The sequence below is a fragment of the Catenibacillus scindens genome (assembly GCF_014202115.1).
In the GTDB taxonomy this organism is placed as follows: domain Bacteria; phylum Bacillota; class Clostridia; order Lachnospirales; family Lachnospiraceae; genus Catenibacillus; species Catenibacillus scindens.
The window spans coordinates 1-23,246 of record NZ_JACHFW010000021.1; the positions used below are offsets into that span (position 1 = coordinate 1).

General features: G+C 44.9%; 17 protein-coding genes. 3 read left to right on the top strand and 14 right to left on the bottom strand.

What is annotated here, in order from left to right; all coding sequences use genetic code 11:
- Positions 1 to 79 precede the first annotated feature (79 nt).
- Both HNP82_RS16490 and HNP82_RS16495 read right to left on the bottom strand, forming a co-directional pair.
- Positions 80 to 238 (bottom strand): hypothetical protein, encoded by a 159-nt coding sequence (locus HNP82_RS16490; protein WP_183776490.1) that lies wholly within the window; start codon positions 236 to 238, stop codon positions 80 to 82.
- A 342-nt stretch (positions 239 to 580) separates the two neighbouring features.
- Positions 581 to 1,945, bottom strand: coding sequence for an MATE family efflux transporter (locus HNP82_RS16495; protein WP_183776492.1), 1,365 nt, complete (start codon positions 1,943 to 1,945; stop codon positions 581 to 583).
- 365 nt (positions 1,946 to 2,310) lie between these two features.
- On the opposite strand from HNP82_RS16495, the gene HNP82_RS16500 reads away from it, so the two are divergent.
- A complete protein-coding gene (locus HNP82_RS16500) occupies positions 2,311 to 3,741 on the top strand; it encodes an MBOAT family O-acyltransferase (protein ID WP_183776494.1) in 1,431 nt (476 codons plus the stop codon).
- Positions 3,742 to 3,764: 23 nt separating this feature from the next.
- Positions 3,765 to 5,201, top strand: a complete 1,437-nt coding sequence (locus tag HNP82_RS16505) for a DHHW family protein (RefSeq protein WP_183776496.1) — start codon at positions 3,765 to 3,767, stop codon at positions 5,199 to 5,201.
- A 50-nt stretch (positions 5,202 to 5,251) separates the two neighbouring features.
- Here HNP82_RS16505 and spoVAD read toward each other — a convergent pair whose 3' ends face one another.
- From spoVAD to HNP82_RS16560, 11 genes are all read right to left on the bottom strand, one after another.
- A complete protein-coding gene (gene spoVAD, locus HNP82_RS16510; protein ID WP_183776497.1) occupies positions 5,252 to 6,343 on the bottom strand; it encodes a stage V sporulation protein AD in 1,092 nt (363 codons plus the stop codon).
- 15 nt (positions 6,344 to 6,358) lie between these two features.
- On the bottom strand, positions 6,359 to 6,805 hold the full coding sequence (locus HNP82_RS16515; RefSeq protein ID WP_183776498.1) for a SpoVA/SpoVAEb family sporulation membrane protein: 447 nt from the start codon (positions 6,803 to 6,805) through the stop codon (positions 6,359 to 6,361).
- 101 nt (positions 6,806 to 6,906) lie between these two features.
- On the bottom strand, positions 6,907 to 10,137 hold the full coding sequence (locus tag HNP82_RS16520) for a DEAD/DEAH box helicase (RefSeq protein WP_183776499.1): 3,231 nt from the start codon (positions 10,135 to 10,137) through the stop codon (positions 6,907 to 6,909).
- A 173-nt stretch (positions 10,138 to 10,310) separates the two neighbouring features.
- Positions 10,311 to 10,721 (bottom strand): stage V sporulation protein AB, encoded by a 411-nt coding sequence (locus HNP82_RS16525; protein ID WP_183776500.1) that lies wholly within the window; start codon positions 10,719 to 10,721, stop codon positions 10,311 to 10,313.
- 8 nt (positions 10,722 to 10,729) lie between these two features.
- Complete coding sequence (locus tag HNP82_RS16530) at positions 10,730 to 11,359, bottom strand: stage V sporulation protein AA (protein ID WP_183776501.1); 630 nt, start codon at positions 11,357 to 11,359, stop codon at positions 10,730 to 10,732.
- Positions 11,360 to 11,495: 136 nt separating this feature from the next.
- The gene (locus HNP82_RS16535) at positions 11,496 to 12,212 is read right to left on the bottom strand and encodes a SigF/SigG family RNA polymerase sporulation sigma factor (RefSeq protein WP_183776503.1); all 717 of its coding nucleotides are present in this window, start codon (positions 12,210 to 12,212) and stop codon (positions 11,496 to 11,498) included.
- A 10-nt stretch (positions 12,213 to 12,222) separates the two neighbouring features.
- Positions 12,223 to 12,711 carry an anti-sigma F factor gene (gene spoIIAB, locus HNP82_RS16540; RefSeq protein WP_183776504.1) on the bottom strand — a complete coding sequence of 163 codons (489 nt, stop codon included), beginning with the start codon at positions 12,709 to 12,711 and terminating at the stop codon, positions 12,223 to 12,225.
- 13 nt (positions 12,712 to 12,724) lie between these two features.
- Entirely contained in the window at positions 12,725 to 13,060 is a 336-nt protein-coding gene (locus HNP82_RS16545; protein ID WP_183776505.1) for an STAS domain-containing protein, read from the bottom strand.
- A gap of 99 nt (positions 13,061 to 13,159) precedes the next feature.
- Positions 13,160 to 14,578: a tetratricopeptide repeat protein gene (locus HNP82_RS16550; protein WP_183776506.1), complete on the bottom strand. Its 1,419-nt coding sequence runs from the start codon at positions 14,576 to 14,578 to the stop codon at positions 13,160 to 13,162.
- 4 nt (positions 14,579 to 14,582) lie between these two features.
- Positions 14,583 to 14,753 carry a hypothetical protein gene (locus tag HNP82_RS16555; RefSeq protein ID WP_183776507.1) on the bottom strand — a complete coding sequence of 57 codons (171 nt, stop codon included), beginning with the start codon at positions 14,751 to 14,753 and terminating at the stop codon, positions 14,583 to 14,585.
- Positions 14,740 to 16,056 (bottom strand): bifunctional folylpolyglutamate synthase/dihydrofolate synthase, encoded by a 1,317-nt coding sequence (locus HNP82_RS16560; protein WP_183776508.1) that lies wholly within the window; start codon positions 16,054 to 16,056, stop codon positions 14,740 to 14,742. Before HNP82_RS16560 ends, HNP82_RS16555 begins: the two co-directional genes overlap by 14 nt.
- Before the next feature lie 226 nt (positions 16,057 to 16,282).
- Here HNP82_RS16560 and HNP82_RS16565 point away from each other — a divergent pair, with 226 nt between their 5' ends.
- Positions 16,283 to 17,584, top strand: a complete 1,302-nt coding sequence (locus HNP82_RS16565) for a hemolysin family protein (protein WP_183776509.1) — start codon at positions 16,283 to 16,285, stop codon at positions 17,582 to 17,584.
- Between the two features lie 1,787 nt (positions 17,585 to 19,371).
- Here the strand turns inward: HNP82_RS16565 and HNP82_RS16570 are convergent.
- Positions 19,372 to 23,154, bottom strand: coding sequence for a phosphoribosylformylglycinamidine synthase (locus tag HNP82_RS16570; protein ID WP_183776510.1), 3,783 nt, complete (start codon positions 23,152 to 23,154; stop codon positions 19,372 to 19,374).
- Between the last annotated feature and the right edge of the window lie 92 nt (positions 23,155 to 23,246).

Consider the following 23,246-nt stretch of genomic DNA (forward strand, 5'->3'; position numbering starts at 1 on the left):
GTTCAGAGTTTCGGGCATTTCGACGATCGTTCAAAACGCTCATCGAAATCTTTGTGAATTTTCGGGATTGTTTTATTGTTTAATTATCAATGTTCTGTTGTTTTTTCACAACTGCTCTCTCAAGCAGCTTTAATAGCTTATCATACTTTTTAATATCTGTCAAGTACTTTTTTCTATTTTTTTCATCTTCTTTTTCAGAAGACCTTTTCCCTGTTCTGCTCTCGCAGACAGCTTCCATATATTATCATCTAATTTCATATATGTCAATACCTTTTTTACAATTTTTTTGTTTTTTTCCTATGTGTTACGATTCACAGTCGGTTTGAAGCAGATACACAGATTCGTCGGACTTGCTTGTAAGAAGATGGATAACTGCTTTAAATCAGACTGCAAAGCAGAAACCTCCACCAAACGAACAATCAGAGCTGCGGCAGCATTAGTAATTATTCACTCATAGGGATGATTTAGACAAATCCCCCAATGCAAGCAATGGGCATCTTACTTTATTTATATTTATGAAGAATAAAAAACTCCGCCAGCCTACCATACCAAAAGATGCTGACGGAGTTTTATATTTAATTTAACGAATCACACCCTTGTCCTTCCATTTCCCCCGCCGATAGGCGACATATGGAATGATAAATCCAAATAACCATCCGATGGCATAAGAAAAATATATATACTCCTTTCCTAAGAAATGGGCCAACAGATATGCTGCTGGGACACGGACAACCCACAATCCTATAATTGAAGAAATCAATGGGATCATCATTTCTCCGGCGCCTTTTAATGTACTGCTGTAAATAAAACTGGCGCCGAGAAGTATGTAAAATGGCAGTACACTATGAAGATACCATACTCCGGATTCTAAAACTCCCGGATCCGAGGAGAACATGCGCATTAGCTGACTACTGAATGGATAAAGTATTCCTCCGATAATAATACATGTGACCACGGCTAATACCAGGGCGGCATTCGTTCCCTTTTTTACCCGGTCAAAGAGTTTTGCGCCAATATTTTGTCCGGTATATGTGGTCACCGCTATAGAGTAACTTTGAACTGGCATAAAAGCAAAAGAGTCAATTTTATTGGCTCCGTTAAATCCTGCCATAAATATGGAACCATAACCATTGACAAGGGCCTGCATGACCATAATACCAATAGAAAAACACATCTGCTGTATTCCCGAAGGAACGCCAAGTCTTAGAGCCTGACGGAACAGATCCCGGTCAAATTCCAGATGGCGAAAATTAATTTTTATAATAGAGTACTTTCTTTGTATATAGAAAATACCAAACAGCCAGGAACACAACTGGGCAATAATCGTCGCCAGGGCCACGCCAAAAACTCCCATCCGTATTACAGCGGTAAATGACACGTCTAAAACCACATTGATTACTGTGGCCACCGCCAGAAAGATCAGAGATGTGCGGCTATCTCCCAGCCCCTGCAGTATACCCGCATTAATATTATAGCCCATGGAACCAATCAGCCCCACAAATATAACAATCATATAGGTCACAGCCATATCCAGAGTCCCATCGTCAGGCACCTGCATAAGTGTAAGCAAAGGCCGGCTAATAATAATTCCCACGACAGACAGCGGGACAATGGCGATGAGCATGGCCTTGTAGATCGTCGTAACCGTACGTTGGAGATTTTTAAAATCTTTAGCGCCGAAAAACTGGGACACCATAACCGTCGCTCCATTGCCGATTCCCATAAACAGTGAACTGAGCATAAATATTACCGGGAAACCGGTCCCAACAGCGGCCAAAGCCTTGGCTCCCACGATATTTCCCACAACAATACTGTCCACCATATTATAAAATTGCTGTAAAATATTCCCGATGAGCAGCGGGATTGAAAAGACGAAAATGAGTTTATATGGATTCCCCGTAGTCATATCCATAGATCCCCCATTATTTTTCCTAATTTTGCTCATAACATTGTCTCCCCCTTAAAATCGTCCTGAAATATTCATTTTACAGACGCCCCTATTCATAAAATAAGTAACAGTCCAGCCTGATTCATTCCTGAACAACTGAATTATTACTATAAATAATACTATATGTTTTGTGTCAGCTTTTCAAGATAATATGCATTTTTACTATATATACAGCAAAGAATGACCGAATTTCCAGCAATAAATTACTTAATCTTTCTATTGAAACTAACAACAAATCATTATATGATTAGGAAAGAGCCGTTTGCTGGCGTATCGAGTTATGCAAAAAAACACACGCACAAATCCTGGCACTGGATTATAAGTGATATGTAACCTACAACAATTTTACATAGGAGGGCATTATGGTTTTTTCCAGTCTGCTTTTTATTTATCTTTTTCTGGCTCTCAATCTTTTTATTTACTCAAGAGCCCATAAAATCACAACGAGAAATGTGATCATGCTCATTTTCTCACTGATCTTTTATGCCTGGGGAGGACCTAAATATCTGATCCTGCTGGTAGGCATGACCTTTATAAGCTGGATCATGGCTCTGGCCATCGACCGCTACTATGATCACCGAAAAAAGTTAATAATCCTCACCTGCGTGCTTGAACTGGGGCTGCTTGGTATATTCAAATATACCGGGTTTGTTCTGGGAAGTCTCCAGGCCATCACCGGATTTCCGGAAGTGGTACCACAGATTGTTCTTCCTATTGGTATATCCTTTTATACCTTCCAGCTTTTATCCTACGTGATCGACGTTTACCGCAAAGAAGTGGAACCTCAGCAAAAGTTCTGGCTCCTGCTTTTATATGCCAGTCTTTTCCACCAATGTATCGCCGGCCCTATTGTCCGTTACCAGGATGTGGCCCACGATATCTCCCACCGCGTCATAAAAATCAACGAAGTGGACCGGGGGATCAAGCGCTTTTGCATCGGTCTGGCCAAAAAGGCCATCCTTGCCAACGGCTGCGCCACTATCGCGGATACCTTTCTGGTGATTGATGATCTCAGTGCCCTGTCCAACGTCTCCGCCATGGGGCTGTGGCTTGGCGTGCTGTGTTTTATGCTCCAGATCTATCTGGATTTCTCCGCCTATTCAGACATGGCCATCGGCATGGGTCTTATGATCGGATTTCATTATAAGGAAAACTTTAACTATCCATACGTGGCCAGTTCCATTACCGATTTCTGGCGAAGATGGCACATTTCTCTGAGTACATTTTTCAGAGATTATGTCTATATTCCTCTCGGCGGCAACCGGAAAGGGCCCAGACGCACGATAATCAACCTGTTTGTTGTATGGTTTTTAACAGGTATGTGGCACGGTGCAAGCTGGAACTATATTTTGTGGGGACTTTATTTCTTTATCTTCCTTGTGTTGGAAAAAAATGTCCTCCTGGAACGCTTTAAAAAACTCCCCAAATTTGTCAGCCATATTTACGCCCTGGTTGTCATCTATTTTGGCTGGATCATTTTCAAATTTGAAGATCTGTCCGGCCTAGGCACAGTTTTAAAAGGCATGTTTGGTTTCAACGGCAACGGTTTTTCAGATATGCAGACCAGTCTTATGTTTAAAAACAATGTATTCTTTCTCATATTTGCCATTATTGCCGTGACTCCGCTCTTTAAAAATATCCGGAAAAGGATCATCCAGTGGTTTAAAAACCGCAGCGCAATCCCTTATCCGATTTATGCCTATGAGATTATCCTTCCGGTCGCCCTGCTGATCTTATCAACCATGGCGCTGGTCGGCAACAGCTATAACCCGTTCCTCTACTTCCAATTCTAATTATGGAAAGATGGTGATTTAGAATGAGAAAAATACAGCCGCCAAAAAAGCGAAAAAAAATCCATAAAACTTATTTATATTTAAAAAAGCAAGTGTTTTTCACTGTCTTTTTTATCATTGCCATCATTGGTCTGATCCTGCCCCTCAGGCCAAAAACATCCACTATAGAAAAGAGAACACTGACCACATTTCCAAAATTCACCCTGTCTTCTTTTCTCAATGGAGATTTCCTCACTGGCGTCTCCACATGGTATTCCGACACTTTCCCATTTCGGGAAGCTCTGTTAAATGCCAATTCCGCAGTAAAAAATCTCTACGGCATCCAGGGGGAACAAATCGTCCACAATTCCGGCCAGTCCGGGGATGAGATTCCCACCGGCGGCATAATGGTCACTCCTGAGAGCGAGAGTGATTCTCAACCTGCATCTGACAGCGAGTCCCAAAGTCCGTCAGGGAGCAATGAAACTTCACAGGAACAAACTTCCGACACCGAGACTGGTGAAAGTGAAACCTTTGAAGACGGCGCTATCCACGACGTCCCGGAAGCCTCCGGAGATGTATATGTCACCGGGGATACAGCCTTCGGCATTTATTACTTTAACCTGGAGGCGGCCAATGAATACATTACCATGATCGACAAGGCCCAGAAACGGCTGGACGGCGTTGCCAATGTCTATGATATCCTTGTTCCCACAAGCGTTGGCATCTGTCTGGATGAAAAGGTTCAGGAACAAATCAACTCCAGCAACCAGAATGACGCTATTAACTACGTTTTTGACAACATTAACAATTTAAACAGTAAAGTCCAGACCGTAAAAGTCTATGATACGCTCATCAACCATAACAGCGAGTACATCTACTTCCGCACAGACCATCACTGGACTGCCCTGGGCGCTTACTACACCTATGAAGAATTTTGCAAGGCCAAAGGACTGATTCCCACGCCTCTGACAGATTTCCAGAAAGTGGAATACCCTAATTTTGTAGGCACATACTACGCCAGCAGCAATCAGGTCCAGGCGTTAAAAGACAATCCGGATACGGTCATTGCCTATATTCCTCAAAGCACCAACGACATGTTTTTCATTGATGAAAATCTCCAGACAATCCAATGGCGCATTGTCAATGACGTGTCCGGCTATGACACCGGCGCAAAATACAGCACTTTCGCAGCAGCCGACCAGATGTACGCTCAGATTGATAATCCCACCCTCTCCGACGGTTCTTCCTGCGTTGTCATTAAAGAATCTTTCGGAAACGCCTTTATTCCGTTCCTGGTGGATCACTATGAACATATTTATATTGTGGATTACCGGTATTTTAAAAACTATCCAAAATACAATAATAGCATTTACCAGCTTGTCACCGAAAACAACGTCAGCGACGTCATTTTTATTAACAATGTGGCCGCCATGTCCAACTCTGTCCAGGTGGGACAGATGAGCGCCATGTTCGACTAATTCCAAAATGCCTGATGTTGCGCCGGCCTTAAAGGGGGGCCGCGGTATTTTCAGAGATGAAAAACCGCGGCTCCTTTGCGCATCTGCCCCTGCTCCAGCACAACGGCGTGGGCGATCCCTGGGACACTTTTCCCCTCGTTAAAGCTTATGGATGACAGCAAGGCTCCTGTAGGGACAAAGAGGACTTTTTCCCATGTTCCATCCATGAGTCTCGGCAGGATCATGGCGGACAGGACAACGGCGCTGCAGCCGCAGCCGCTTCCCCCGGAATGGGTATCCTGGCGGTCTTTATCAAAAATCTCAATGCCACAGTCCAAATGCACCTTCCCCATATCATATCCCTTTTTCCCCATTAACTCCACAAGAATCTCATGACCCACATATCCAAGATCTCCTGTGATCACCGCATCATAGTCCTCAGGTTTTGTATGGGTATCTCGAAAATGAGTCTCTATAGTGTCGCAGGCCGCGGGAGCCATACACGCCCCCATATTCATAGAATCCTTCACTCCCATATCCACAATCTTTCCCGGCGTAGCCATAGTTATCCTCGGACATCCATTCTCCCATTTAACACCAGAAACACTCCCTCCTTTATCTTTGGCCAGACTTCCCGCCCTGGACACAATAAACGCGCCACTGCCGGTTACTGTCCAAGTGGCTGACAGGGGCCTCTGATTTCCATATTCCAGTGGAAAGCGAAACTGCCTCTCGGCACTGGCAAAATGACTGGACGTGACAGCTAAAACTTTGGACGCAAAGCCGCCATCCAGGCACATGGCTGAAAGGATCAGCGCCTCCCCCATGGTGGAACAGGCACCGTAAAGGCCAAAGATGGGCCGGTGAAATGACGCAAGTCCGAAACTGGTGGCAATAATCTGTCCCAGCAGATCACCGGCAAACAGATAATCAATTTTTGCCGATGGTATCCCAGCCTTTTCCAAAACAGCCTGGGCGGCTTTCGTCTGAAGTTCACTTTCCGCCTCCTCCCATGTCTTTTTCCCAAGCATAGGATCTTCCCACACCTGATCAAAATATTTTCCAAGAGGCCCTTCCCCTTCTTTCGGTCCCACAATACTTGCGCTGTCTAAGATTAACGGCGGATGATCAAAGACCATCGTTGCCCTTCCCATTTTTTTCATTGTTCTTTTTCTCCTTTAAACGATGTGGATTTCCATAAGAATGAAATACAAAGCGCCGAAAAAGGAGGAAGTGACAATGCCGTAAAGGATTACCGGCCCGGCAATATTAAATATTTTACATCCGACGCCAAAAACATAACCTTCCTGCTTATACTCAATGGCGCAGGCCGCCACAGAATTGGCAAAGCCGGTGATCGGCACCAGATACCCCGCCCCCGCCACTTTCACAATGGGCACCACCAGATTAAAACCTGTTAAGATTACGCTGGCAGCGATAAGGCAGAGCGTCGTGTAGGCTGACGCCATGGCCTGATCCATCCCCGTATAAAGAAAAAGATCTGTCAGCCCCTGACCGGCTGTACAGATCAATCCACCGCAGACAAAGGCCTTCCATGTATTCATAGCACAACTGTGCTTAGGCGTTATCTGCTCAACATAGGCATTATATTTTTTCGCATCCATAATCTGCTCCTTTCCCCGCAATACTGTATTTTATGACGCAGGTGTCAAAGACGCCCCCATCATAAACACAGTATGTCTCTGAATCGGGAAAGTATGCATTTTTACTCTTTCAACAGCTCCAGCAGTTCCTCCCGGCTGACGCGATGCTCCTGCACCTGGCCGCCCTCAATAATATCTTTAGCCAGTTTCGCCTTCTCCTCCTGGAGGCGAATGATTTTCTCCTCAATAGTCCCCTTGGCTACCAGCTTCATAACCGTCACAACATTTTTCTGACCGATGCGGTGAGTACGGTCTGTAGCCTGGTCCTGGGCGGCCACGTTCCACCAGGGATCGTAGTGAATCACCACGTCCGCCCCGGTAAGATTCAGTCCCGTGCCCCCCGCCTTCAGGGAAATGAAAAACACAGGGATATCCCCCCGCTGAAACTGGTCAACCATGTGCCGGCGCTGCTCTTTCGTGGATTTTCCAGAAAGATACAGATACTCCCCCCGATCCTTGTAGACGTCGATAAGCTTTTCCAGCATTTGGGTAAACTGGGAAAAGACAAGTAGGCGATGCCCACCGGCAATGGCGTTGTCAATGAGTTCCAGGCATGCGTCCATCTTTCCCGAACCGCCGGTATACCCGTCCAGGCACAGATCCGGGGCGCAGCAGATCTGGCGCAGCCGGGTAAGCTCCGCCAGGAAACGTATCTGATCGGAATTAAAATCCTGATCGCTGGAGGCAGACAGCTCCATGGCCAGACGGCTGGCCATGGCACGATAGACCTGTTCCTGGGCCTCAGTCATCTTTATGTAAACTGTTTTTTCCAACTTGTCGGGAAGATCTTTAAGAACGTCTTGCTTTCTCCGTCTTAAAATAAATGGAGAAACCATAGCTTTCAGCCGCCCCATAACTTTTTCATCCCCGCCGGACACAATGGGATGTTCCATCTCCTTCCGAAATTTCTGATAGGAATATAAATATCCTGGCATAATAAAATCAAAAATACTCCACAGGTCGCTGAGACGGTTTTCAATGGGCGTGCCAGTCAGGGCAAATCTAAAGGGCGCCGGGATGGCCTTTACGCTGCGGGCCGCCAGAGTTCCCGGATTTTTAATATATTGAGCCTCGTCAACGACGATGCAGTCAAAAGTCAGCTTTTCATATTCCTCAACTTCCCGCTTTAAAAGATCGTAGGATGTGATTACAAGATCCGCATCCCTGGCCTGCGAAAAAATCTTTTCCCGGACAGAGGCAGTTCCCGACACAGCCATCACTCTCAGATCCGGCGTAAATCGTCCCGCTTCGCTCTCCCAGTTGTACACAAGGGATGCCGGACATACGATCAGAGTTTTTACTTTCTTGTAGGCAATAAATGCCAGCATCTGCAATGTTTTTCCCAGTCCCATATCATCGGCCAGAACGCCGCCCAGGCCATAGGCAGACAAAGTACAGAGCCAGCGAAAGCCGTCCTCCTGATATTTTCTCAGGTTTGCACAAACATTGTCAGGAACGTCAAAATCACTGTCAGAATATTCCCGCATTTCCCGGACCATCTTCCGAAAGTGGCTGTCCCGGTGAACTGCCGTATCCCCCGGATTATTCCTGATCGTCTCGTTAATAAAAGAGGCGCGGAAGGCTGGCACAGAAATCTGTTCTTGTGACAAAGCCTTTTTATCCAGCATAAGTCCCTCTGAAAGCTCGGACAAAAAGCCGAAATGCTCCTCGTCAAGCTGGAGAATATCCCCGTTTTTCAGCCGGAAATATTTTTTCTTTTTTTTGTAGGCGGATAAAACCTGAGCAATCTCATCAGGCGCCATAAGATCACTATGAATATCCAGCTCCAGCAGACCGCTTTTTAAACGGACACCCACTGTTATTTTGGGAGAAGACCGCAGTGTAATTCCCCGGATCTTATCGTCTACATAAACCTGTGCGAGCTGCTGCATCCGGGAAATCCCCTCCTGGATCAGTCCGAGAACACTTGTCTCATCCTGGCAGTGCCAGACTTTATCCGGTCCACAGACAAAATACCGCCTGATGATCTGTTCTAATTCAAACTCTTCCCCAGGATCCCGGACGTCCATCCCCTTGTCACCAAAAAAATCATAAATCTTACCCTGGGTTTCCACCTGGGCTTTTAATTCAATGCGCCACAGGGCGTCATCTGCCATGGTCAGAAATACGCGCATCTGGATCTGGGACAGACAGGACTCAAAATCAATATTTTCAACAGCCACATGGACATAATCTTCCAGCGCCGGCAGCATATGTTTGGCAAATGCCCGGTAATCTTTCCGGCTTAAATAGAGGGGACGGACCTGGTATGTGCGCCCTGTCTGAAAAGCCATCATCCCTTCCATAAGAGGCTTGACATTTTCACGGAAACCTTCGCTACACTGATAAATATAGTCTCCCAGGACTACATACGCCCATCGGCTGCCCAGGAACCCTTTCACCGGCTCCATGGACACTGTGGCCCCCATATCCTGGTCGTTGCGGATATAAAGTTCCAGAGGCGGATCTTTATCAATAACACGGTACACCTTGCCGGATATTTCCATCTCTTTGCCAAGAAACACGTCCATACACCTCTGGATGCCGTAGCTTCCCAGGTCAATGGATCGCAGAGTATTGTTATAGTAGGGCTGGGCATAATTTTCAAAGGTGTCCATGTGATGGTTCACTCTTAAAATATCCCGGACAATGTCCAGCCACTCCAGGGCCTCCTGGGTAAATACAGTCCGGTCGTGGATAAAGCTTAAATTTTTTCCGTAGGCGAAATTAGACACTGTGTCCAGGGCATATAAAACAGAGGCGATATTTTTGACCACATACATCTTTTTATAGCCGATCTTAAACTCCACAGACAGGGAGCCGCTGTAAGTCCACGAAAACTCCGGCTCAAAGCGGATCTGCTCATGATACTGATCAAAAATATAGCCCTTTCCCTGATGACTGAACCGGTCCATTAATGTATTAAGGACAGCGCTTGTATCTTTTTCCCAGGAATTTACCGGATACACAGAACCCTTATTCTCCCTCTCCATATCCCGGTATTCCAGGGCCAGAGCCACGCAATGTTTGCACATCCCATAGTAAGCGGCGTAGGCCGGACACGTACAGTAGTAATCCTTAATATCATCGTCCTCATCCATATATACTTCTGTAGTATACCAGTGGCTGGAATGACCTTTCACCTGTCCCTGGATCATCTGGAAAGGTTCCCCATCTTCATCCTGGCCGCCTGATATCTCGACGTCCTTATATTTTTTTTCTAAAAACAGCTCCCTCCCTTTGGAATAGGAGGAAGCGAAACAATTCTCTTTAATCGTACTTATCGTCAGCATACTGATCTTCTTTCTTTTTGCTATAAGTCCTTCGGGGAATGCGCGCGATTTTTGCAAGAGAAGAGCTGCGTTTTGCGCAGCAAAAATCAGCGCAGAAAACGTCATAATAAAAATCATTATGACGTTTCCCTATTAGTTAGTATAGCAAAAACCTCTGTTTTTTTCCACCACGTTTAAAAATAATAAAACCAAACACCGATAAATTTTCCGGCCGCCAGAGCAGCGATAATGGCCGCGATACCTGTTTTTAATCCCACCCGGTGCATAAAAATTGGAAAGGCGTTGAGGATCTCAGCTATAGCCCCGATAAAGCACCCGGTAAATATGCCAAAAAACAGTCCGGACACTATCAGTCCCACAGCTCCTGTCACCAGAGGAACTGAAAAAATCCACAAAAGATTTCCAAGTATTCCTCCGGCAATAAATCCGTTTTCATACCAGTGAAGCCAGTTTGCCGTCCGCGTGATCTGAGCCAAACGTGTCACAATTCCAAGAGTGGAAATAAAGGTAAAAAGACCGGCTGCCACCACCATTCCGGCACATAGCCCAAACAACATCTGCCATACAGCATCAAAAAAAACCATCCGATCCGCTACTCCTTTGTTATGTCCATCACCTGCTTTGTCCGGGAAGCCTCTTTAACAACAGTGTTTGTAATATCTGTCTCATATTTTTCCATCTCGATCTCCATAGGCGTCGGTTCCTTGGTCAGTTTTTTTCTGCCAAAATGATTAAAGAAAATGATGATTCCCGAAGCCACGCCGATGCCGTAAAAAACTTCTAAAAGTCCCGGACCTGTCCGCTGGGCCCCGGTAATCACCCAGTATACTTTGTCAAAGACGCCAGTAACATCCACATCTTCGTTGTAAGTCATAATGGCAAAAATACTCCCGAAAAATGTAATCAGCATCACCAGCGCCACTTTACCAAAAACGATAAGTTTCTTGCTTTTTTTCGGTGACGCCGTTACAACGATTTCGCTGGCGCCAATATTCTGGATCACCACCGGCATGTTCAGGCTGGCGTCAATACAGGCAATCAAGGTCATCGTTGAGATCACATATTTTTTATGGTCCGTATCATCCATACGCATCAGCGGTAGGGACTGGATTTTTTTTCGTATACTTTTATTTTTACAGTAGACTTCTGTCACATCCCCCACGGACACACTCTTTTTCGGGCAGGAAACACTTGTTTCCGGATTCAGGTACACAATGATCATATCTTTATTTTCCTGCAAAACTTTTAGGTTCATCCCTTTCCAGATCAGTTATCATCCATTAAATTTAGTATTTCCCCGGAAGAAAAACCTATTCAGAAAATTTGCGGCAGCTCAGCCACCGCCACGTTCTAAACTGTCACGAAAATTTCCTGCGCATTCCCTGGAGTATCTTTTTTTCCATGCGGGAAACCTGTACCTGGGAAATCCCCAATGCCCTGGCAATCTGTGTCTGGGTTTTCTGCTCATAATATCTCCATATTATAATTTTCTGTTCATTCTCACTCAGGTCTGACAACATATCCCGAACAAAAAAGCGGTTAAGGATATGTTCATTTTCATCCCGTGTATCTTCCAGCTTGTCCATCAACTCAATACTGCTGCCGTCCCCCTGATAAATAACTTTGTGAAGGGATTCCACCTGGGCTCCCGCTTCCACGGCCGCCACCACATCCTCTATGGACAGCCCGGTCTCCTCGGCGATTTGGGCTGGTGTCGGCTCTCTCCCCATGGACTTTGTCATTGTCTGAATACATTTTTTAACCAAAACACCGTGATCCTTAATCGTCCGGCTGACTTTAATCATTCCGTCATCCCTCAGAAAACGTTTGATCTCTCCGGTGATCATAGGTACGGCGTAAGTAGAAAACTTCACATCGTATTCCCGGTTAAAATAGTCTATCGCTTTTATCAGGCCGATAGTTCCGATTTGAAACAGATCCTCCGGTTCATAGCCCCTCCCGGCAAACCGTCTCACAATACTCCACACAAGCCCTACGTTTTCTTCCACTAATGCATCTCTGGCTGATTTATCTCCCTGCTGTGCCCGTCTTAACAGTTCGATGACCCGATCCATAGGCCGTCACCTATAAAGCTTCTTCCATGGCGGCTTCCCGGCCAATAATCTTTTCCATAACAATCCGCGTCCCTTTTCCCGGCGTAGATTCCACGCTCAGATTATCCATGAAAGCCTCCATAAAGGCAAATCCCATTCCGGATCGCTCCAACTCCGGCCGTGTTGTGTATAAAGGCTCCATGGCTTTCTCAATATCTTCAATACCGATCCCATGGTCAATGACTTCCACAGTAATCACATGGTCTTCCCTTCGGCAATTCATATAGATTTTTCCTGGTCCTCCATTATAACCGTGGATCACACAGTTGGTCACAGCCTCCGACACCGCAGTTTTTACATCCGCCAGCTCGTCCACAGTAGGGTCCATATTCATAATAAAGGCGGCGACCGCCATGCGGGCAAAGCCCTCGTTTTCCCAACAACTGTCAAATACCATAGAAACCTGATTTGCCGGAAGGACACCGTGAACGCCGCGGCCGCCGTTATTTAATGTACTCATTTTTCATCCTCCTTTACAAATTATCCAACGCCTCGTCCAGGCTGTCATACTCATAGACCAGCTTGTACAACCCTGATATCTCCATAAGTTTCCGTATCGGGCGCCCGGCGTTGACCACGCATACTCTCCCGCCTCGCAGATTCGCCTCTTTATACCGGCCAATGATCATCCCGACTCCGGCACTGTCCATAAAGTCTGTCACGGAAAAATCAAGAATAATATTCCTGGCCCTGCTTCGGCGGAGCTGTTCGTCGCTAATCTGCCGGAGTTTATTAGCCTCGTGGTGATCCAGTTCAGGACCAATGGAAAGGATAAGATTTTTACGAACAATTTTATAACATGCATCCATCTTTAATGACCTCCATTATGACTTATAAACGCAAAAAACCTGCAAAAAATACGCCTATGCTTTGGTATCTTTTTTGCAGGTTTCCTTATCCGTTATAAATTATGTCTCCCCGGTCTGTCCAGCCGCCTGCTGAATCTCATCCACTGCCGCCTGGGCACTGGCCGCCTGGCTGCTGGTGGGATAATTATTGATCAACTGCTCATAGTAATTCATGGCATTATCAAGATCCGCAAGATTCTGATAACTGGCGCCGATATAGTAGAGAGCATCCAAATTCTCACTGTTAAGCCGGAGTACTTTCTGATAATAGTCAATAGCGTCCATATACTGACCATTCTGGTAAGCATTTAACCCATCCTGGGCAAGCTGAGTCTCAGCCGCCGACCGGGTGGCCTCATAAATTGTCGTATATATATCCCTGGCGTAATCGTTGGGAAGGCTGTCCTCATCCACATCCGCCAGATATTCGCCGGCTTCGCCGTAGCTTTCCTCACCGCCGATATATGCCTGGATCGCCCGGAAAAGATTTTCCTCACTGCTGTCAGCCGTCTGTGAGGCGTCCGCCGAGTCAAGCTGATCCTGCAGGGCCTGATTCTGAGCCGTAAGATCCGCATTCTCTTTTTCATAAGAGGCAATAAGATTATTATTTTCCGAAATCAGACTGCCGTACTCCACAACTGCCTGGTTATATTCCAGGGCAAGGTTGCGGCGCACCGATGGCACCAGCAACAGCCATACAACCGCAGCACCAATGACAACACCGATGATCACATTGACAATAGACAGCAATCCTGTATTAAAATCTGTATATTTATTATCGGTTTTCTCCTCGACAACTACCGGATTAGGGTCATTGATCTGGGTAAAACCATCCCGCTTCCGTGTTCTAGCCCGCGCACGGTCTCCCGCCACAGCGTCGATCTCCTTAATATACCGCAGACTGGTAATATTATTTCTGTCAATCTTTAATGAACGGACAAGAATCTTTCTGGCAGGCGCGTACTGCTTTGTCTTAAAATACAAAAGCCCCATGAGCTGATAAGCGCGGATGTAGTTGGGATTTAAGTTTATAGCCTTCTTCAGTTCTATAATGGCCATATCCATATTTCCCTGTTCAAGAAATTCCAGAGCCATATTATACTTCTGTATAATACGGTTGGCAAACTGGAGTTTTCCCGGATTGTCCTGAATTGCTTTAATGTATGTATTGGCAATATTGTCCTCCGGCTGAAAATGAACGCTGATTACCCATTCCCCCAGAGCGTTGACAATCTCGCCGATCTGATAGTAGATCAGTCCAAGGAGATTCCGTGCCTGGGTATTTCGCTTATTATATTTTAAACTCATTAAAAGGGAGTTGGTGGCTCCGGTCAGATCTCTGACTTTCGTCTTTGCAAGCCCCTGGTTGTAATGCCAGTTGGAGGCGTAGATGATCTTTTTCGCAAGCTCATCCACCTGCCCGCAGTTGGGACACACATAGGTGTTAATCAGCGGCCCGTTGCAATTCGTGCAGTTCATTAGCTCATCCCTCCTGGCGTCTCACATACGCCGGTTTGTCCTTCTTCATCTCCTGAAGCATATCTTCCACAATATCCATAACGTCTCTCAGATCATTTTTATATATAGCATCCTCCGCCTGATCTACCTCAAGGCTTGGCTGAAACTTTTTCAGTTCTTCATCAAAGTTTATCATCTGAATTTCCTCCTGTGAACTCCTTAATACTTCCCACAAGGTACAGTGAACCTGCGCAGCAGACAATCCCCTGTCCCTGACGCATTAAAAGCCCTATTTTAACAGCTTCTTTAATATTATATGTGCTGCGCACCATTCCATTCCAGTTTTTCTTAAATACATTTACAACTTTATCCAGAGCGCACCGGCGTCCGTTTTCAATCTCGGTAACAATCACACCTTTAAGCTCTGGAATCTGTACAAGCTCACGAATCATTTCCTCATAATCTTTGTCTCCTGCCACAGCGAAAACCAGATATATCGGTTGCCCGGCAAAGCCCCGGCGCAGCGTCTGAGCAAGGGCTTTAGCCCCGTCCACATTGTGAGCGCCATCCACATAAAAATCCGGCGCCAGTTCTTCCATACGCCCCGGCCACCGGGTCTCGCTGATACCGCGGGTGACGATCTTCTCAAAATCTCCGGGATATCTTAAATTCTCCCAGAGAAGTTTAAGCGCCGCCAGTGCCAGAGCCGCGTTCTCACACTGATAGACTGCCGGCGTATGCAGTGTGATATTATATGTATCATCATAACCGCATTCCACAGAAAAATCAATGTTTTTACCATTATGGGAAATAATTTCAATATTTTTCTTTTCTAAAAAAACTGATGTAACTCCCAGCTCTCCAGCCCGCTCTGAAAGCACACGGAAAGCCTCCGCCTTCTGGGGAGCGCACACCAGCGGCACACCTGCTTTTATGATACCGCTTTTCTCTCTGGCAATCTCCTCCAGATTTGTCCCCAGCAAAGGGACATGATCCATACCTATGGCAGTGATCACCGCCAATACCGGATGTTCCACCGCGTTGGTAAAGTCTGTGCGGCCGCCCATGCCGGCCTCAATAATGCCAAAGTCAATGTTCTGTTCCTCGAAATAGACCATCGCCATAAGATAAATATATTCAAAAAAAGAAGGCGTCTCCACACCGTTGTCCTGTTCCCGCCATACCGCTGCCTCCACAACATGAAAAATCCGCACAAAATCTTCGTCTGATATTTCCTGCCCGCAAATACGTATGCGCTCATTGACTTTTACCAGATGGGGGGATGTAAAAAGCCCCGTCTTTTGGTGACAGAGCCGTAAACAGTGTTCAATATAAGCACAGACAGAACCTTTTCCATTGGTTCCAGCCACATGAATGTATCGGAAGCTGTCTTGGGGATTTCCAAGAGCCTTCTCAAGCTTTTTTACATTTTCCATATGGCCGCCTTTGGTAAAACGGGGAAGATGATACAAATAATCTACAATTTCATGATATGTCATTTTGACCTGCCTCTCCCTGTTGGGTTATTATAGTATTTTATTGTACACACTTTTATCCGGATACGCAAGTTTTTTATAACGGCAGCTCCGGTTTACAGCAGCCGCGAAGAAAAGCGAAGATACTTCCAACCATAAAAGATTTGACAATTCAAATAAGCTGGGATACAATCGAGGTGTATAAACTGTAAACCAACTTATAAATTGTAATTTTAGGAGATGATTTTTTTTGGACTCAGACGCGGTCACCCAGTTGATATTTATTATTATTCTTATTATTCTATCTGCCTTTTTTTCTTCCGCGGAGACTGCATTGACCACAGTCAATAAAATCCGCGTCAAAAATCTCGTAGACGAAGGCAATAAGAAGGCAAAGATTGTTCAGAAGCTGACCGAAAGACCGGATAAGGTACTCAGCGCTGTCCTTATTGGCAATAATATTGTCAATCTGTCCGCTTCCGCCCTGAATACAGTATTTGCCACCGGCATTGCCCTTTCCCACGGCGCCAGTGAAAATACAGGCAGCATTGTAGGTATCGCCACAGGTATTTTAACCATCGTCATCCTGCTCTTCGGTGAGATCTGTCCTAAAACAATGGCTTCCTATACTGCTCTGCGCCTGTCGCTGATCTATGCCAAGCCCATTTACATTATAACGATCGTCTTAACGCCGGTAATTTTTATTTTAAATAAACTTTCTCTTCTTTTTCTGCGCATCCTTGGCCTTGAGCCCAACACCAACAGCAAGGCCATGACTGAAAACGAACTTTTGACTATTATTGACGTCAGCCATGAGGACGGCGTTATTGAAAGCGACGAAAAGGAAATGATTACCAACGTGGTAGATTTTGGCGATTCACTGGCCAAAGATGTGATGGTTCCCAGAATTGACATCACTTTCGCCCCTGTAGACACCAAATATGAAGATCTGATACAGTTGTTCCGGGAAGAGAAATATTCCCGCATTCCCGTATACAAAAATTCAAAAGACAATGTTATCGGCATTGTCAATTTAAAGGACGTTTTCTGCTATCAGGGGAAACCGGAAGATTTTGTTTTGGAAAAAATTTTAAGAGAACCCTTTTTCACTTATGAATATCAGAGAACTTCCGATCTTATGCTCCAGCTCAGAGGCCAGTCCCGAAACATCGCCATTGTTCTTGACGAATACGGTGCCACCTCCGGACTGATCACCCTGGAAGATCTCCTTGAAGAAATTGTGGGCGATATCCGCGATGAATATGACGAGGAAGAGGAGGACGATATCCGGAAAATCAGCGACTGCGAATACATTGTGGACGGCGGCACTAAACTGGATGATATTGATGAAATTCTCGGAACTCACCTTGAATCTGATGAATATGATTCCATTGCCGGCCATATTATAAACATCCTTGAACATATTCCAAGTGCCGGGGAAAGTATTGAGATTGAATCTGGCATCCGCCTTGTGGTTGATTCCATGGATAAAAACCGAATCGAAAAAATTCACATCTATGTACCCCCGGAACCTGCCTCCGTCACTCAATAATAGGATATATGCATAAGATCAAAACGCGTAAAATACCGATAATGAACCCTTTCTCCGCAAAAAACAGTTCACTTTCGGTATTTTAGAATTGCGGGGCGCCAAACGTCCAGGGGATGTTCGCTCCGCATGACCAAGCGATATCAAAAAATCCACATGCAAAAAGAAGGAACCGCTCTCAAACTTTTGCGTGTTAATAAGAACGATTCCTTCACTGCTGAACTGGTTCAATCATTATTTTTACCTCTTCTCTGAAATCATAAAATCTGAAATCCAGTTTTCCCTATTCAGTTTTCTTCTTTTATATACCTTTCTCGTCAGTATATAATTCTTTTTTCTTCCATTACTTTCTGATAATTTATAATCTTCTTCTCTACTTCCATTACTTTTGTCTGTTGTCTTCTTCTTATAACTTCACACCAGATAACAAATCCCTCTCACAACATTATCATCGTTCCTCGTTATATTCTGAAATTTTATCAACAGATACAATTATTACTTATCTTCCAGTAACATCTATAATAAATTGAATCCCTGTGATCTTATTGCTATGTCATCTTAAAAGAATATCACGTGAATGAATTTTATATCAGATACGGAACTCCTGCTGTTGATCCTCTCTGGTTTTAATAAACCCTTTCATTGATAAATTCTTCCGTTGAACTTATCCTTGGAAATTACTTTTAATTGAATAACAACGATCACTTTATATCTTTTTCAATGGAATCTCCTCCTTTTTTATTCTTTTAAATGTTCTGATTTAAAAGAACTTGTTTTCTTTTGATGGTTTTATTATAGCTCCATCCCCACAAAATGTCAATACATTTTTTAAATTTTACGATATATTTTTTATTATTTACAATCTAAGCAACTTTTTATCTTTTTATAATTATACTATTTTTATAAATTCTGTATTTTTATATGTCTTTTCAAAATATTCAATATATTTAAGGAGATAAAGCTGACTATTTATTCTTATCGAAAGTGTCTTAAATAGATTTTTGTGAAAGCACAAAAAAGAAGGAACCGTTCCTGAACTTTGTATGTATCTAAGAACGATTCCTTCACTGCTGAACTGGTTCAATCATGTTTAATTACCTCTTTTTATACTTATTTTAATCCAGTTTTCCTTATTCAATTTTCCCTCTTTTATATACCTTTCTCGTCAGTATATAAATAATCTTCTGATCGAACTTTTGATAACATATAATCGTTAATCACCTTTATTACTTTATGCCTGCCTGCTTTCTGTAAATATATATTAAAGAAAGGCTTCGGCAGATATTGATTATTGCTTATCTTCCGCTTCGATACTTCTCTTCTTCGCCAAATATACATTCCCTGTGATTGTCTATCATACTTTGCAGAATGGAAGCTATTTGTCAGATAAAATACAGATCTTTTAGATTTATACTTTATCCTTCAGTAAAACCCTTTCCGGAGAATCTTACTTAAAAAATAATCATCGTTCTGCGAATATAACAGCGATCACTTTACATCTTTTTCAATGGAATCTCCTCCTTAACAACGATCAGATCATTGTCTGATTTTTTAAGTTGTTTTGTTTTCTTTTGATGGTTTTATTATACCCCACACACCAGACAATGTCAATACATTTTTTATGTTTTTTCTATTTTTTCTGTCTTTTATGATTATATCCCCCTAATTATCAAATCATTTCTATTCATCACTTTAATTTTATACATCAACTTTCTTGTGTTATAAAAAGACAGGACAGGCATATCCGGCACGCCTGCCGCCGGAATACCTGTCCTGTCTGACATTATGATTTATTTAAAATATTCTACGCCGGATTCAAAGATCATCTGATTCTGATCTCCGGTAATGTTCATGGCCACAGCCTCTCCAATACGCTCAGAGTGAGCCATCTTTCCTAAAATACGGCCGTCCATGCTGGTAATACCTTCAATGGCATAGTAAGAACCGTTAGGATTAAAGTCCTCATCCATGGTAGGATTACCTGCCAGATCTACATACTGAGTGGCCACACAGCCGTTGGCAAAAAGCTTGTCGATCCATTCCTGACTGGCTACAAAACGTCCCTCGCCATGAGATGCCGGGATGGCATAAACCTGTCCCACAGTAGCCTTTGACAGCCACGGAGATTTATTGGAGACCACTTTCGTGTAAACAATTTTAGAAATATGACGCCCGATATGGTTAGTTGTCAATGTCGGAGAATCCTGCTTCTGAGGTGTGATCTCACCGTAAGGTACAAGACCCAGTTTAATCAGCGCCTGGAAACCATTGCAAATTCCAAGGGCAAGGCCGTCACGCTCATTTAACAATTTCATCACCGCTTCTTTGATACGCTCATTTCTGAAGGCAGTGGCAATAAACTTTCCGGAGCCGTCAGGCTCATCACCAGCAGAGAATCCACCAGGGAACATAAGGATCTGAGCCTGACTGATGCCCTTCTCAAAAAGTTCCACAGACTCACGGATATTTTTAGCGTCCAGATTCCGGAATACGCATGTATTGACATCAGCGCCAGCCCGCTCAAAGGCTTTTAATGTGTCATACTCGCAGTTTGTTCCTGGGAATACCGGAATAAATACTTTGGGGCGGGCAACTTTATGTTTGCACACATGGACAGAACCTTTGTCATAGAGAGGCGTATCCAGATCTTTCTCCTCCACGCCAGAACGGGTTGGGAATACCCCTTCGAGAGTCCGTGTCCATGCGGCCAGAGCCTCATCCATAGTCACTGTCACGCTTCCATAGGTAAATTCCGGGCATTCTCCCGTTGTCCCCACAACAGTTCCAGCGCCGTCAAGACCAAAGTCTTTAAGGATGGCGAAAAGTTCCTCTGTCTTTCCAGCTTCCACCTCAGCGATAATGTTGCCGTAAGCCGGCTTAAAAAGATCCTGAGCATCTACAGTGTCATCCACACTGACGCCAAGCTTATTGCCGAAAGCCATCTTGCTCACAGCCGCGGCAATACCGCCAAATCCTACAGCATAAGCGGATACAATAATATTTTTCTGGATCAGTTCATGAATAGCCTTATATAACTTCATAACCTGGCCATATACCGGAATATCATTTCCGTCCTTTTCGATGGTCAAAAGGACAAGGTCATCGCCGGCTTTTTTAAGCTCCGGAGTAATGATATCCGAATGCTTTGCCACATCCACGGCAAAAGATACCAGTGTTGGCGGAACATCAATTTCGTTAAAGCTTCCGGACATGGAGTCCTTTCCGCCAATGGAAGGAAGGCCGTAGCCGATCTGGGCGTCATAGGCACCAAGGAGAGCTGAAAACGGTTTGCCCCACCGCTTTGGATCTTCACCCAGGCGCTCGAAATATTCCTGGAAAGTAAAGCGGATGCCTGAACAGTCGCCGCCGGCAGCGGCAATCCGGGCCATGGATTCTGTCACCGCGTAAACCGCTCCGTGATACGGACTCCAGGAAGACAGGTAAGGATCATAGCCATAGCTCATCATCGTTACAGTCTCTGTTCGGCCGTTAAGAACAGGAAGCTTGGCAACCATAGTCTGCACAGGGGTGAGCTGATACTTGCCGCCGTAAGGCATATAAACGGAACCTGCGCCGATGGAGCTGTCAAACATCTCCACAAGGCCTTTCTGGGAGCATACATTTAAGTCGGAAAGATTGTTCAACCATGCTTTCTTCACATCGGACACATCTTTCGTCTGATCAAAGTAATTATCTTTTCTTGATGGCACTGGCACAACAACGTCTGTTTCCTGATGAGCGCCGTTAGTATCCAGGAACGCTCTGGAAATATTAACAATCTCCCGTCCTCTCCAGGACATAACAAGGCGGGGGCTTTCTGTGACAACAGCAACACACACCGCTTCCAGGTTCTCCTCATTGGCGAATCCAAGAAAAGCCTCCACATCTTTAGGATCAATTACAACAGCCATACGCTCCTGAGATTCGGAGATGGCAAGCTCGGTACCATCAAGGCCGGCATATTTTTTCGGCACCTTATCCAGATCAATATTTAATCCGGCAGCCAGCTCACCGATGGCTACAGACACGCCGCCGGCGCCAAAGTCATTGCATTTTTTAATAAGGCGGCTGACTTTCGGATTACGGAAAAGACGCTGCAGCTTCCGCTCTGTTGGAGCGTTACCTTTCTGGACCTCCGCTCCGCATGTATCAATAGATGAAACGGTATGGGCCTTTGATGAGCCCGTAGCACCGCCGCAGCCATCTCTTCCGGTACGTCCGCCCAGTAAAATAATAATGTCTCCCGGATCGCTGTTTTCTCGGATAATATTGGCACGAGGAGCAGCTCCGAGAACAGCTCCGATCTCCATACGTTTAGCTACATAATCCGGATGATAAATCTCATTGACCAAACCGGTGGCAAGGCCGATCTGGTTACCGTAGGAACTGTAACCTGATGCAGCTCCCGTAACGATCTTCCTCTGAGGCAGCTTGCCCTTTAACGTCTGTTCCAGTGGAACTGTGGGGTCCGCCGCTCCTGTGACACGCATGGCCTGATATACATAAGTGCGCCCGGACAGAGGATCACGGATAGCACCGCCAAGACATGTGGCCGCACCACCAAAAGGCTCGATCTCTGTGGGGTGGTTGTGAGTCTCATTTTTAAAGCTCACAAGCCATTCTTCGGTCTTACCGTCAATCTCTACCGGGACAACAATACTGCAGGCGTTGATCTCATCGGACTGCTCCATATCCTCCAGCTTGCCCTCTTTTTTAAGCTTGCGCATCGCCATAAGGGCAATATCCATAAGACACACATACTTATCGTCACGCCCGGCGAAAATTTCATCGTGAGTCTTTTTGTATGCCTGGTAAGTTGCCTCTTCCATATCCTTATAATCTCCATCCTCAAAACGGATATTTTTAAGTTCAGTCTGGAATGTGGTATGACGGCAGTGATCGGACCAGTAAGTATCCAACACCCGGATTTCTGTCATAGACGGATCTCTCTTCTCTTCGCCGGCAAAGTATTCCTGGATAAACAGAAAATCGTTAAAGGTCATAGCCAGATTTAAAGAGTCGTAAAGTTCTTTCAGATTTTTTTCATCCATCGTTGTGAAACCACTAAAAATCTGAACATCGGAAGGCTCATCATACTCTGTCACCAAAGTTTCCGGCTTCTCGTCATTATTTTCCCTGGAATCTACCGGATTAATACAAAATGCCTTTATACGGTCAAAAGCATCCTCGGAAATATTCCCGCCGATAAGGTAAGTGGTGGCTGAGCGGATTACTGGCTCTTCATCCTCGCTGAGGAGCTTCACACACTGCTGAGCGGAATCTGCCCGCTGGTCAAACTGTCCTGGAAGGGCTTCCACAGAAAAAGCCCTCTCACCATCGTGAACAGGAAGTTTCTCTTCATAAAGGATATCTACAGGAGGTTCTGAAAAAATAGTGACCTTGGCTTTTTCATAGGTTTCCTCAGAAACATTCTGTATATCATAGCGGATCAGGACACGAACGCTTGTAACGCCGGAAATCCCAAGATAGCTGCGAATATTCTCCGCCAGTTCCTGGGCGGCAACAGCATAGTCGGGTTTCTTTTCAACATAGATTCTTTTTACCTGGCTCATAAGATACCTCCGTCTTTAATGATTTGTAAATTGCAAATAACAGTTCAGCCATCAGACCGCACCTTGTCTGATGAGCAAAGAGCCCGATCATG

What these genes read in the sequence shown, in the direction of transcription:
- HNP82_RS16490 (WP_183776490.1), bottom strand. Translation starts at nt 238, where the DNA reads ATGGAAGCTGTCTGCGAGAGCAGAACAGGGAAAAGGTCTTCTGAAAAA.
- HNP82_RS16495 (WP_183776492.1), bottom strand. Translation starts at nt 1,945, where the DNA reads ATGAGCAAAATTAGGAAAAATAATGGGGGATCTATGGATATGACTACG.
- HNP82_RS16500 (WP_183776494.1), top strand. Translation starts at nt 2,311, where the DNA reads ATGGTTTTTTCCAGTCTGCTTTTTATTTATCTTTTTCTGGCTCTCAAT.
- HNP82_RS16505 (WP_183776496.1), top strand. Translation starts at nt 3,765, where the DNA reads ATGAGAAAAATACAGCCGCCAAAAAAGCGAAAAAAAATCCATAAAACT.
- spoVAD (WP_183776497.1), bottom strand. Translation starts at nt 6,343, where the DNA reads ATGAAAAAAATGGGAAGGGCAACGATGGTCTTTGATCATCCGCCGTTA.
- HNP82_RS16515 (WP_183776498.1), bottom strand. Translation starts at nt 6,805, where the DNA reads ATGGATGCGAAAAAATATAATGCCTATGTTGAGCAGATAACGCCTAAG.
- HNP82_RS16520 (WP_183776499.1), bottom strand. Translation starts at nt 10,137, where the DNA reads ATGCTGACGATAAGTACGATTAAAGAGAATTGTTTCGCTTCCTCCTAT.
- HNP82_RS16525 (WP_183776500.1), bottom strand. Translation starts at nt 10,721, where the DNA reads ATGGTTTTTTTTGATGCTGTATGGCAGATGTTGTTTGGGCTATGTGCC.
- HNP82_RS16530 (WP_183776501.1), bottom strand. Translation starts at nt 11,359, where the DNA reads ATGATCATTGTGTACCTGAATCCGGAAACAAGTGTTTCCTGCCCGAAA.
- HNP82_RS16535 (WP_183776503.1), bottom strand. Translation starts at nt 12,212, where the DNA reads ATGGATCGGGTCATCGAACTGTTAAGACGGGCACAGCAGGGAGATAAA.
- spoIIAB (WP_183776504.1), bottom strand. Translation starts at nt 12,711, where the DNA reads ATGAGTACATTAAATAACGGCGGCCGCGGCGTTCACGGTGTCCTTCCG.
- HNP82_RS16545 (WP_183776505.1), bottom strand. Translation starts at nt 13,060, where the DNA reads ATGGATGCATGTTATAAAATTGTTCGTAAAAATCTTATCCTTTCCATT.
- HNP82_RS16550 (WP_183776506.1), bottom strand. Translation starts at nt 14,578, where the DNA reads ATGAACTGCACGAATTGCAACGGGCCGCTGATTAACACCTATGTGTGT.
- HNP82_RS16555 (WP_183776507.1), bottom strand. Translation starts at nt 14,753, where the DNA reads ATGATAAACTTTGATGAAGAACTGAAAAAGTTTCAGCCAAGCCTTGAG.
- HNP82_RS16560 (WP_183776508.1), bottom strand. Translation starts at nt 16,056, where the DNA reads ATGACATATCATGAAATTGTAGATTATTTGTATCATCTTCCCCGTTTT.
- HNP82_RS16570 (WP_183776510.1), bottom strand. Translation starts at nt 23,154, where the DNA reads ATGAGCCAGGTAAAAAGAATCTATGTTGAAAAGAAACCCGACTATGCT.